At 49.9% G+C, this 12,247-nt stretch carries 9 protein-coding genes and 1 pseudogene; 8 read left to right on the top strand and 2 right to left on the bottom strand.

What is annotated here, in order from left to right; all coding sequences use genetic code 11:
• Positions 1 to 174: 174 nt before the first annotated feature.
• Positions 175 to 891 carry a TrkA family potassium uptake protein gene (locus H6G21_RS05540; RefSeq protein ID WP_190571406.1) on the top strand — a complete coding sequence of 239 codons (717 nt, stop codon included), beginning with the start codon at positions 175 to 177 and terminating at the stop codon, positions 889 to 891.
• Here H6G21_RS05540 and H6G21_RS05545 read toward each other — a convergent pair.
• Positions 848 to 2,461: a cation:proton antiporter gene (locus H6G21_RS05545; protein ID WP_190571960.1), complete on the bottom strand. Its 1,614-nt coding sequence runs from the start codon at positions 2,459 to 2,461 to the stop codon at positions 848 to 850. The two genes, H6G21_RS05540 and H6G21_RS05545, sit on opposite strands and share 44 nt — an antisense overlap.
• Before the next feature lie 135 nt (positions 2,462 to 2,596).
• Here H6G21_RS05545 and H6G21_RS05550 point away from each other — a divergent pair, with 135 nt between their 5' ends.
• Positions 2,597 to 3,148, top strand: coding sequence for a DUF3124 domain-containing protein (locus tag H6G21_RS05550; RefSeq protein ID WP_190571962.1), 552 nt, complete (start codon positions 2,597 to 2,599; stop codon positions 3,146 to 3,148).
• Between the two features lie 69 nt (positions 3,149 to 3,217).
• On the opposite strand, the gene H6G21_RS05555 is transcribed toward H6G21_RS05550, so the two are convergent.
• Positions 3,218 to 3,679: a transcriptional repressor gene (locus H6G21_RS05555; protein WP_190571408.1), complete on the bottom strand. Its 462-nt coding sequence runs from the start codon at positions 3,677 to 3,679 to the stop codon at positions 3,218 to 3,220.
• A gap of 319 nt (positions 3,680 to 3,998) precedes the next feature.
• Between H6G21_RS05555 and H6G21_RS05560 the strand changes: the two are divergent.
• The 6 genes and pseudogenes from H6G21_RS05560 to smpB form a co-directional block, all read left to right on the top strand.
• A pseudogene (locus H6G21_RS05560) lies at positions 3,999 to 4,430 on the top strand (ferritin-like domain-containing protein); the annotation flags it as partial.
• Between the two features lie 1,203 nt (positions 4,431 to 5,633).
• Positions 5,634 to 8,228, top strand: coding sequence for a bifunctional aconitate hydratase 2/2-methylisocitrate dehydratase (gene acnB, locus H6G21_RS05565; protein ID WP_190571413.1), 2,595 nt, complete (start codon positions 5,634 to 5,636; stop codon positions 8,226 to 8,228).
• A 121-nt stretch (positions 8,229 to 8,349) separates the two neighbouring features.
• Positions 8,350 to 9,648 carry an AAA family ATPase gene (locus H6G21_RS05570; protein ID WP_190571415.1) on the top strand — a complete coding sequence of 433 codons (1,299 nt, stop codon included), beginning with the start codon at positions 8,350 to 8,352 and terminating at the stop codon, positions 9,646 to 9,648.
• Positions 9,645 to 10,316 carry a retron system putative HNH endonuclease gene (locus H6G21_RS05575; protein WP_190571417.1) on the top strand — a complete coding sequence of 224 codons (672 nt, stop codon included), beginning with the start codon at positions 9,645 to 9,647 and terminating at the stop codon, positions 10,314 to 10,316. The genes H6G21_RS05570 and H6G21_RS05575 overlap by 4 nt, the downstream gene beginning before the upstream one ends.
• Positions 10,317 to 10,739: 423 nt before the next feature.
• Positions 10,740 to 11,525 carry a molybdopterin-dependent oxidoreductase gene (locus H6G21_RS05580; protein ID WP_190571419.1) on the top strand — a complete coding sequence of 262 codons (786 nt, stop codon included), beginning with the start codon at positions 10,740 to 10,742 and terminating at the stop codon, positions 11,523 to 11,525.
• A 66-nt stretch (positions 11,526 to 11,591) separates the two neighbouring features.
• Positions 11,592 to 12,080 (top strand): SsrA-binding protein SmpB, encoded by a 489-nt coding sequence (smpB, locus tag H6G21_RS05585; RefSeq protein WP_190571428.1) that lies wholly within the window; start codon positions 11,592 to 11,594, stop codon positions 12,078 to 12,080.
• Positions 12,081 to 12,247 lie beyond the last annotated feature (167 nt).

Consider the following 12,247-nt stretch of genomic DNA (forward strand, 5'->3'; position numbering starts at 1 on the left):
TTGAAGATGGCTGGTTGTCGGAGGTAGTCAGCATGATTACCCCTAGCTTAGGCAGATCATCCTCTCGAAGAGGTTTCATTCGTCTCATGGTGAAACGATGAGCGGCTTAAAAAAATCTTAAACGGATTCTATAGTGAAGATCAGTAATGTTCATTCCAGGGGTGACAGCTCGCTATGTACGTTCTAATTGGTGGGGCAGGAATGATGGGACTGGGGTTAGCCCAGCAGTTATTAACTCTCGGTCATACTGTGGCAATCATTGATATAGACCCACTTGCCTGTCGCTTTGCCCGTGAGAAAATTGGAGTCATGGCATTTGAAGGTAGCGCTGTTAGCACAAAAGTTCTTATTGAGGCAGGGATTCGAAAAGCCAATGCAGTTGTTGCTGCACTCAGAGATGACGCATTGAATTTAGCCATGATTACATTGTCGAGGAGTTATGGGGTTTCTCATATAGTGGTGCGAATGCGAGATCAGGAATTTCTAGAAGCTTACCGTTTAGCGCAAGCCAGCCATATTATCAGCACAGTTGACTTAGCCGTTGCAACAATGGTAAATGCCATTGAATACCCCGCAGTTGAGTCAATGATGCACTTTGAGCAGGGGCAGGTAGAAGTACTAAAGTTGCCTGTTCCAGTCGATTGCTATGTGGCTGGTCGTACCGTTGCCCAAATTGCTCAAGACCCACGTTTTCCAAACAGTTCACTAATCATTGGTTACCAATGCCATACCTGCGCCAATCTGGAAATTCCAAATGGTAGTACTGTGTTGGAAGCAGGTTCGACAATTCTGGTTGTCACTCGTCCTGAGTTAGTTCACCAAATGATTGATTTTCTGGGCATTCAGGCTAGTCATCTTCCAACTTTAAAAGTTTCTCATCCAAATCTTTAATGTAAGGTTGTACCAGATCTTCTGGCACAATTCGCTTGCGGAGCGCAGCACTCACGGCACCTTTTTCTGCTAGAAGCAGCTGCCGCCGAATTGCGTCTAGTCCGTGGCGATCGCCCCGTAGTTGATCTGCCCGATATTGATTATGAAAGTCACGCAGCACCCGTTCTGACTCTGCTACTCGTGCCTGGTAGGACGCCCAAAGTTCTTCGTAAATTGCCTTGGGCAGGATGCCTGACTTCAGTAAACTGTCTAATTCGTCTTGAGCTGCTTTAGCTGCAATTAACTGAATCTGTAGCTTTCCAGACTGTTCCATTTCATCAGAAGCTTGATTGATTTTTAACCGTTTGACCAGCCAAGGTAGACTTAGCCCTTGTCCAACTAGAGAGAACAGCACTGCGCCAAAGATCAATTCAATGATATTATTTCGTCCAGGCAAAGTTAGTGGAATACTGAGCGCCAATGCCATTGACAAAGAGCCTTTAATATTCCCTAGGAATAAAACATGCTGCCAGCGTAGGGGAATGGGGCGATCGAACCAACGCAGTCCGGCTAGCAACAAGTAGACTGAGAGAATTCGCCCCAGTTGACACGCCAAAATCACAAGCAGGATAGACGGTAGAATTTTCCACAGCGTCACTGGGTTAATCTCGATGCCGATTAGCAAGAAAATAAATGTATTGACTCCAAAACCTGCATACTCCCAAAAACTCAATAAAGCAATGCGATCAGAAGCAGATGAACTGCGAGTTAACCCAAGATTGCCAAAAATGAGTCCAGCAATGACTACCGCCACCGCACCCGATACCCCCAAGAATTGTCCAATCTGAAAGGTTCCTAATGCTAAAGCGACGGTTAGCAAGAGCCTACTTAAGGGGTCATTGAGCTGAGCAAAAATAGGTAAACTTAAGTAGCCTAAGATAGCTCCTACAAGTCCTCCGCCCAAAGCCACGACGAGCAGTTCCCTAGCTCCTTCAATGACAGTAAGAGAGCCTGTTGCATAAACGACCAGAATCAAATTGAAGGAAACCAAGGCTGCGGCATCATTGAACAGAGTTTCTCCCTCCACAATGGTAGTTAGTCGTGAAGGGACACGGATTTCCTTAAACACAGCAATCATCGAAACCGTGTCTGTGTTCGCTAGAATAATCCCAATCAGTAGAGCCGGAATCCAACTTAGCCCTAGACCAAATTTCACCAGAATCGCAATAATCACCGAAGATAAAATCGATCCTGGTCCTGCCAGCAGTGTAATTGGTTTAAAGGTGCTACGGAGATGGCTGATATGGGTATTGATTGCTGCTTCAAAGATCAGAATGGGTAAGAAAAGATTTAAAACAAGAGATGGGTCTAAACCAATTCGACGCGACAAAACCTCCGTGATGGGCAACCCTGCTAGCACTAAACCTGTGACATAGGGAATGCGCAGTCGCTGGGTTACAAGGGCAACAGCCGTTGCAATCATGAGTAGAATGATCAAGATGATCACTAGCTCAGGAATAGCTCCTACTATTTTGCTGTCTGTAGCGGGATGACTGCTTAAGGGGGTTTGTTGCGCTAAAATCCACTCTATCACCGAATCCTCCTCCCATAAACTTGCTCTCCCTCAAGAAACCAGCATACTATTGCCGTTTGAGTCTACAGGAGAGAGTTAATTTTGCGATAAGCGTGACTGCAATTATATTATGAGATGCTTGGACGCATGCCAATGAAGCTAAAGCAGCATTTCTGGGTTTGTTGGGCGATCGCTGCGATCGTCCCCACTGCTTGTTCAACTCAAACTGCCTTACAAAAGCAAAAATTGAGTTCTGAGCAGAAAACCTCGTTGAGGGCAGCTACTGTAGATCGAGCAAAAGTGGTGATGGGACAGACCTTATATGTTCCTATTTACTCACATATTTATCACTACAATAGTCAGGATCATGTGATGGATCTGTCAGCTACGCTTAGTATTCGCAATACAGATCTGACTAATTCAATTATTATTACTTCTGTACGGTACTATGACACTGATGGGCAACTGATTCGAAAAAATGTTGAGAGCCCAGTAGAACTTAAACCACTTGCTTCCACAAACTTTTTCATTGCAGCAGACGATACAAGTGGTGGATCAGGTGCAAACTTTATTGTGGAGTGGGTTGCAGAAAAAAAGGTTTATGAGCCTGTCATTGAAGCCATCATGATTAGTACATATTATCAGCAGGGGATTTCGTTTGTTAGCCCTGCTAAAGTTCTTAAACAGCACGGAATGCCAAACTGATCTCAGCAAACTATATGTTCTTCAAAAAAATGTTCTTCAAAAAAGAATTAGAGCTGAACCACGATGTAGCTAAACCAATGGGTTGAGCGATCGCTGGCAGGTGGGACAAACGGCGTGCACGGTCATTTGGCAATCCAGCAGATGGAAGCCTTCTTTTTCAGCGACTTTGGCCCCAACTTTGAGCACAGAATCGCTCTTAAACTCGATCGTTTTACCACAACGCACACAGATCAAATGGTGGTGGTGGTAGGGCGAGGGTTGGTTAATTTCATAGTGTTTGTGGCCTTCTGCAAGCTCGAGTTCTCGCAAAATCCCCATGCGGGACATGAGCTTGAGGGTGCGGTAGATGGTGGATAAACTAATGCCTGCATTCTGGCTTTCTAGCAGCTCATAGAGATCTTCTGCACTGAGATGATTGCCTTCGGGGAGGTTTTGGAAGACGTGGAGAATGACTTCCCGTTGGGGGGTCATCCGCCAGCCGCGTTCGTTCAGTTCTGCCTTGAGCGATGCAGCAGTATAGGAACTTGGCATAGGTTTACTCCCGGTTGACCCTCAGTTGACTCTCAATAAAGCTCACTTGCTGCAAATAGCATACACAAACCCTTATTGATTTGCAAGTAGGTCTGCTTATTGAGATTATGTATCCTGGTGAGATGGACTGAGGGGCTTAATGGAACGGGGATCCGTGATGGGGCTGGGATCACACCCGCTTTTTCGCAACACCGTTACAGAATGACGAGGTGTCAGGCTTATTGTGAGATGAAGCTGTTACTATGGGCAGTTGCATCTAGTGATTCGCAATAATGGCGATCGAGGATTTGAAGTTTACTACTATTTGGAAAGACTGGCTATGAAAGATCTTGATCTCGAATCCACCACGCAGTTGTTGAACTCGATCATGGAGTATGAGTTGGCGGGGGTGGTGCGGTATACGCATTATTCGTTGATGGTGACTGGCCCGAATCGCATTCCGATCGTGCAGTTTTTGAAGGGGCAGGCGAATGAATCTCTGCTCCATGCGCAACAGGCGGGGGAAATTTTGACGGGGTTGGGTGGGCATCCTAGTTTGAAAATTGCGCCGATCGAGGAAAGTTTCAAGCATTCGATCTATGACATTTTGCTGGAGAGTATGAGCCATGAAACCCAAGCGCTCCAGCTGTATAAGGATTTGCTAGATGTGGTGGAGAATGCCAGTGTTTATCTGGAGGAGTATGCGCGGGGCATGATTGGGCAGGAGGAGATGCATGGGATTGAATTGCGCAAGATGTTGCGGGATTTCAGTCCTGATGGGGCTGTCCCGATGATGGGATTGGGGCATAGTCACGGCAAGGAGAAGGAAAACAAGGAAGAGAAGGAGAAAAACGGCAAGCAGAAGAAGAAACATTAATACAGGGCAACCATTTGGCGTAGAGCAAACAGTTGACGTAGAGCAAACCGTTGGCGTAGAAAGGACAAGCTATTGCTTTGAGCGCTCAATAGCCTGCCTTTTCTACTTTCTCAAACCCTACGGACCAATGGCTAGAATGGTGCAAGTCATTCTTGGAATCATTCAAGCTGTTTTTCCAAAACACGTCATTACCAACTTAAACACCATTACTAGAAGCAACAGTGAGGTCAATGGGAAAACCGAGTTAGCCAACGGTGGCATAATAGGGCGGAAGCAACGGCCATGAGACACCTGAGATACATGAGGCACAGTAAGATACATAAGACACTGCAAGACTAAGGAAGCAAAAGACCCGTGCCATTGGACTCAACTGGCCTCAACCTTGGGTTTGCAACCCCTAGAGCAAATGCCAGTAATCGTAGAGTTTAACGATCGCGTTGCATCATGATGTATTGCCAATCAGAACCCAGCACTGGTATCGGCGGACTCCAATGAATCCGCTCACAAAACCGCAAAACCTGTCACTGATTAATCGTCGTCTGCACATCCTCACAGGTAGCCACCAGAAAAAATTGCAGTCGCCTCGGTTCATCCTCGATCGTGGGATCAGGACTACCAAACACAGTAAACATAGGGATTTCTCCTGACTGTAGAGAAGGGAAAAAACCCAAAAAGCTCAAGCCACCCTTTTGCGCAGGACAAGTAGGGTTGTCCGATCGAATGTTACAAAATATTAAAATCCGTGGCAGACCACCTAGCTGCTGTATCCAGCTTTGGGGTTTAGCGGCCTTCCGTTGTTTCCAGCAACTAGGGCTGTCCCTTAATTTTTAAGAGCCTACCTTAATTTTTGGGAGCCTAGCTGATCATAGGTCTATGGGCGGTCTCCGACCAACGGGCTGTTCAACACGGTTGTACTCAGCTATGGGCACGAAGCCTACGAAGAATCCCCCATAAAGTCAACAGTATTGCAATAATTGACACCCCCGTCATCCTCCCCAACAAATTCCCATTCCCAGGATTCCCTCACTTGAGTTGATTGAACTGCCCCTCAGCCTGCACAATAGTTGCTACATTTCTTCATAACCGCGAGATCCACCCATGTTAGAAGCGTACCGTGCCCACGTCGCCGATCGTGCCGCTCTGGGCATTCCCCCCCTCCCCCTCAGCGCAGAACAAACCGCCGACCTGTGCGAACTGCTGAAAAATCCTCCCGCTGGTGAAGAAGATTTCCTCGTAGAACTGCTGCGCGATCGCATTCCCCCCGGCGTAGACCAAGCCGCCTACGTCAAAGCAGGATTCCTCACCGCGATCGCCAAAGGTGACGCCAGCAGCCCCCTGATCAGCCCCATCTATGCAGTGGAATTGCTCGGCACCATGATGGGCGGCTACAACGTCAGTGCCCTGCTGGACTTGCTGAAGTCCGACGATGTCACGATCGCTGAAGCCGCCACGATCGCCCTCAGCAAAACCTTGCTGGTCTACGACGCCTTCCACGACGTACAGGAACTCGCCGCCAGCGGCCACGCCAACGCCCAACGGGTTATGCAAGCCTGGGCCGACGCCGAATGGTTCACCAGCCGCCCCACCCTACCGGAAGCCATCACCATCACCGTCTTTAAAGTCCCCGGCGAAACCAACACCGACGACCTCTCCCCCGCCACCCACGCCACCACCCGCCCGGACATTCCCCTGCACGCCACCGCTATGCTGGAGACGCGCCTGCCCGGTTCCCTGGACGTGATTGCGGAACTGAAGCAGAAAGGGCATCCCGTGGCCTACGTCGGCGATGTCGTCGGAACCGGATCATCCCGCAAATCGGCTATCAACTCCGTCCTTTGGCACATGGGCGACGATATCCCCTTCGTCCCCAACAAGCGATCGGGCGGCTTCGTCATCGGGAGCAAAATCGCACCCATCTTCTTCAACACTGCCGAAGACTCCGGCGCACTGCCGATCGAATGTGATGTCGCCCAAATGAACACCGGCGATGTCATTACCATCTATCCCTACCAAGGCGAAGTGAAAAATGCTGAGGGAGCAACGATCGCAACCTTCAGCCTCAAACCCGACACGATTCTGGACGAAGTGCGAGCCGGAGGTCGGATTCCCCTACTCATTGGCCGCACCCTCACCGACAAAGCCCGCACCGCCCTGGGTCTAACCCCCAGCGACCTCTTCGTGCGGCCCCAAATGCCAGCGGATACGGGCAAAGGCTTCACGCTGGCGCAAAAAATGGTCGGTAAAGCCTGCGGTCTACCCGGTGTGCGGCCTGGGACTTCCTGCGAACCCATCATGACCACCGTCGGCTCCCAGGACACCACCGGCCCCATGACGCGGGACGAACTGAAGGAACTGGCCTGCCTGGGCTTCAGCGCCGATTTAGTCATGCAGAGCTTCTGCCACACGGCTGCCTATCCTAAACCCGTGGATCTCAAGACCCATGCGGAATTGCCCGATTTCATCAACACGCGCGGTGGCGTTTCCCTACGTCCCGGCGATGGCATTATCCACTCCTGGCTGAACCGGATGCTGTTACCGGATACCGTCGGCACCGGCGGCGATTCCCACACCCGTTTCCCCCTGGGAATTTCCTTCCCCGCTGGGTCGGGCTTGGTGGCCTTTGCCGCAGCGTTGGGAGCCATGCCCTTGGACATGCCGGAATCCGTGCTGGTGCGCTTTAAGGGCGAGTTGCAACCGGGCATCACGCTGCGGGATATCGTCAATGCAATTCCCTACGTGGCGATTCAACAGGGCAAACTGACCGTCGCCAAGGAGAACAAGAAAAACGTCTTCTCCGGCAGAATTATTGAAATGGAAGGCTTGCCCAACCTGAAGCTGGAACAGGCGTTTGAATTGACCGATGCGACGGCGGAACGCTCAGCGGCGGGTTGCACGATCGCCCTCAGTACTGAAACTGTGAGCGAATATCTCCGTTCTAACGTCGCGTTGCTGAAAAACATGGTGGCACGGGGCTATGGCGATGCCCGTACCATTCTCCGTCGGGTTCGTAAAATGGAAGAATGGCTGGCTAATCCAGTATTGTTAAAAGCAGATGCCGATGCGGAATATGCCGACATCATCGAAGTGGATCTGGATCAGATTAAAGAACCGATCGTGGCGGCTCCCAACGATCCGGACAATATCAAAACCCTGTCGGAAGTGGCGGGCGATCCGGTGCAGGAAGTGTTCATCGGTTCCTGCATGACCAATATTGGTCACTACCGCGCCGCCGCCAAGGTACTGGAAGGCAAGCCCGCCCTAGAAGGCGTCCGATTGTGGATTGCGCCCCCCACGCGGATGGATGAAACCCAACTGCGCAAGGAAGGCATCTATGACACCTTTGAAGGCGTCCAGGCGCGGACGGAAGTGCCCGGTTGTTCCCTCTGCATGGGCAACCAAGCACGGGTAGAAGACAACACCACCGTGTTTTCCACTTCCACCCGAAACTTCAATAACCGCATGGGTAAAGGGGCTCAGGTGTATCTGGGCTCCGCTGAGTTGGCCGCTGCCTGCGCTTTGTTGGGCAAGATTCCCACGATCGAAGAATACATGGCGATCGTCGGTGACAAGCTCAATCCCCTAGCGGATGACCTGTACCGCTATCTCAACTTCGACCAAATCGCTGGGTTTGAAGATGAGGGTCGCACGGTGTCCAAGGAAGAAGAAGCTCAGCTAGCCGCGAGTATCGGCTAGGCATAGCGACTAGATAGCGTATCTAGACACAGGAAGGGAGATAGAATAAAAGCTATCTCCCTTTTAGTTTGAATGTTTCGTTGGCATTTTCTCGGCAAGTCATGTTAGTTCCAGGAAAGTCATGTTAGTTAAAGAGCTTCAGATCCGTGCCTTTCGTGGAATCGATTCCTTAGACTTTGAGTTTCAACCGGGAATTAACGTCTTAATCGGTGTGAATGGCGTTGGAAAATCGAGCATTTTAGAATGCCTAGCGCGATGCGTATTTCTGTACACAGAGTTCATTCTTCCAACCCGATATCACCAAAAAATAATTTTTCCAACGATCGAATGCATTAAGTCTGGGTATGAACACATGTTTGTTTCGCTCAGGGCACAGATCAACGCTGATGAAGAAGGCGATTGGGGACTATCACTCAGCAGAAACTACACCTTAGACGGTTTTTTGGCAAACACCCCGGATGATTTAACTCGATTTGGCTCACCATTTCTGACTGATGTTCAGGAAAAATTCAAAGAAGCCTACTTAAAAAATCCCGCCATCAATGTCCCGCTGTCGATTTATTATCCGACCCATCGCAGAACCCCCCAAGAAGACTTTTCCCTGAGAGAATCAGATTGGTTCGATCGAGCCAGCAATTTAACGCTAAATAACCAGGTTATTGAAAATCAAAGTATTGATTTTTCAGATTTCTTTTTATGGTTTAGAGAACGGGAAGATTTAGAAAACGAACAACGCTTGGAACAAGAGCCGAGCTATCGCGATCGGCAATTAGAAGCAGTCCGTCAGGCGATTCCCCAGTTTCTGCCGGGATTTTCCGATCTGCGGGTTCGCCGCCAACGCCTCAGAATTACCGTTTCCAAACAGGGTCAAGAACTTTCGATTAACCAGCTTTCTGATGGTGAAAAATCACTGTTAACGATGGTGGCAGATATTGCCCGTCGCCTAGCGATTCACCATCCCAGCCTCGATAATCCGCTGCAAGGTACGGGCGTTATTATGATTGACGAAATTGATGCGCACTTACATCCTCAATGGCAGCGACGGATCGTTCCTGCGTTGCAAAATGCATTCCCCAATTGCCAGTTTATTCTTGCAACCCACTCCCCCCTGATCATCAGCGATCTCCCCCCAGACAATATTTATCTCCTCCATCAAGTGGACGATCGGATTGCAGCCAGTCACCCAGAGGTTTCCCTAGGCCGGGATGTCAATCAAATCCTAGAACTGGTGATGGATGTCCCCGATCGGCCAGCACGATTTAAACAGGATTTACAAGCGCTATTTCGGTTGATTGATGAGGGTAATTTAGAGGAAGCGAAACAACTCAAAACAGAACTAGAACAACTAATCGGCATGGACGAACCGGAATTTGCCAAAGCCGATGTCATGATTCGACGGAAAGAGATTTTGGGACGATGAGATTTATCCAAAAACAATCCGAGCCTGCTGAATTTAGCCAATGGAAACAGAAAGCCAACGACGATTGGCAGCCCACCTGGGAGAACTTTCAAAAACCCGAAAAAGCGATCGTGCACCAAGCCCTCATTGCCGAGCAGGGTCACATTTGTTGCTACTGTGGGCAGCGCATCACCCCAACCAACAGCCACATTGAGCACTTCCAACCCCGCACCCTGTATCCAGACCTGCATCTACGCTACACCAATCTACTGGCCTCCTGTCCCGGCTATCCCGAAGCAGAAACCCCGCAACCGAAACAAATCCATCGCCCATTACAGGAATTCTGCGGCCAGCAAAAAGGCGCATGGTACGACCCACACCGCACCGTCTCGCCCCTACAACCAGACTGCACCACCTACTTCCGCTACACAGCATCCGGCGAAATTCTGCCGACTCAAGATACCAGTAAAGCCGATGCAGCCCAAACCACGATCGAAAAGCTAAGGCTTGATCACATCAAGTTGAATAATCAACGCAAAGCCGCGATCGACGGTGCCTTAGTAGACTTTGAGACTTTAACCACTGAAGACATACAGAAGCTAATCGAAGGCTACGATCGGCCTAATTCGTCCGGTCAGTACAGTCCTTTCTGCACTGCTGTTATTTATACATTGCAGCAATTCATATAACACACAACATTCTAATCACAGTATCCATATCTATTACAGAGATTGGCCCACCATCTTAGCATTGTCATTTTGGCATTGTATATTTGTTCAACATTTTCAGATTTTTGAAATGAAAGCACACGAAAAAAGTTTCATTTTTATAAAATTAAAATAGGAATTATACCAAATCAACCTGTGATTGCAACCCATGACGATCCCCCTAAATCCCCCTTAAAAAGGGGGACTTTGAAAGAATTTGACTAAATCCCCCCCTTTTTAAGGGGGGCTAGGGGGGATCGGATCTGTAGCATTGATAAATCAATTTGGTATAACGCTGGGCAATTCCATGGGCAAATAGACTGGGTAAATAGACTGGGCAAATAGACGTAGATTGGACGTAGATTTAGACTGGGCTGTAGATTAGATTGGAATGTCTCGTGAACCATGACTGATTTACTTTGGACTAGACGCCATTTTTTGCGCATGGCTGGCCTTTCGACCACAAGTTTGGCCCTAGGGGGGTGTGCCTCGGCGGACTTGGCCAACTTAGTCGGTCAACTGTCGGAACCGCTCAACCAGTCGATCGAATCCCTCTTGCTCAATCCCCAAAAGCCCGTCCCGGAATTTTCCCGCGATCGCATCGAACCGGACAAACTCCTGGTCAACGGCTATTCCCGCTACTACCCCACCTTAGATCGATCGACCTTTCGCCTGGAGATTGACGGAGCGGTCGATCGGCCGCTCTCACTGACCCTGCCGGAACTCTACAAACTGCCCAAAACCTCCATGGTCATCCGCCATGTCTGCGTGGAAGGCTGGGCGGCGATCGTCCAGTGGGCCGGAATCGCGCTGCGGGACTTGGTGCAACTGGCCCAACCCAAACCCGACGTCAAATATGCCTACTTCCAATCCGCCGACGGCTACTACGAAAGCTGGGACATCGCCTCCTCGCTCCATCCCCAAACCCTGCTGGCCTACGAAATGAACGGCGCGGAATTACCCATCCCCAACGGTGCTCCCCTGCGCCTCGCCGCCCCCATCAAACTGGGTTACAAGCAAAGCAAATGGGTCACCCGCGTGACCCTGACCGATAGCCTACTCCCGCCGGACTGGTTGCGCGATCGACCCCGTGATCCCGCCCTGCAAGCCGCCCTCGCCTATGGTGGCATCTACCAACCCCGCACCGGATTTTGGGAAGACCAAGGCTACGAATGGTTCGCTGGCCTATAATTCCAACCCAACTAGAACCCAAACCCGACTAGAACCGATGCTCTGGGGTCTTCTAAAATAAATACTATGAATACCAAATCCACCAAAACAGATAAATCAGAAAGCTTCAAAATCGTCAGCGACAACCGTCAGGCCCGCTTTCAGTACGAAATTTTGGAGACCTACGAAGCCGGAGTTGAACTCGTTGGCACGGAGGTCAAATCCATTCGGGCCGGACGGGTCAACCTGCGGGATGGGTTTGCCCTGATCCGCAATGGGGAAGTGCTCCTGTTGAATGTCCACATTTCTCCCCACCAAACCGCCGCCCAATTTTTTAACCACGATCCTCGACGGACACGAAAGTTACTGCTGCATCGTCAGGAAATCCGCAAACTGATTGGACAGGTGGAACAGCAGGGGCTGACCCTCGTACCGCTGAAAATGTACCTCAAACGCGGTTGGGTCAAAATTGACCTAGCGCTCGTCCGTGGGAAAAAGCTGCATGACAAACGGGAAGACGTGCGCCGCCGGGAAGACCAGCGGGATATGCAGCGGGCCATGAAACGAGGAGTATAGATTTTTTAAAGACCTATCTATAGCTTTAATTCAATCGAAGGCGATCGCAGCCCATGGAATTTCTCGCGATTAATACGCGATTAATACGCGATTAATACGCGATTGATAAAGGCGCGATGAAGTTTGTGAAAGGCCGGTCACTTTTGCAGCCCCGATCGGCACACTAG

The organism is Alkalinema sp. FACHB-956 (genome assembly GCF_014697025.1).
GTDB lineage: Bacteria > Cyanobacteriota > Cyanobacteriia > Leptolyngbyales > Leptolyngbyaceae > Alkalinema.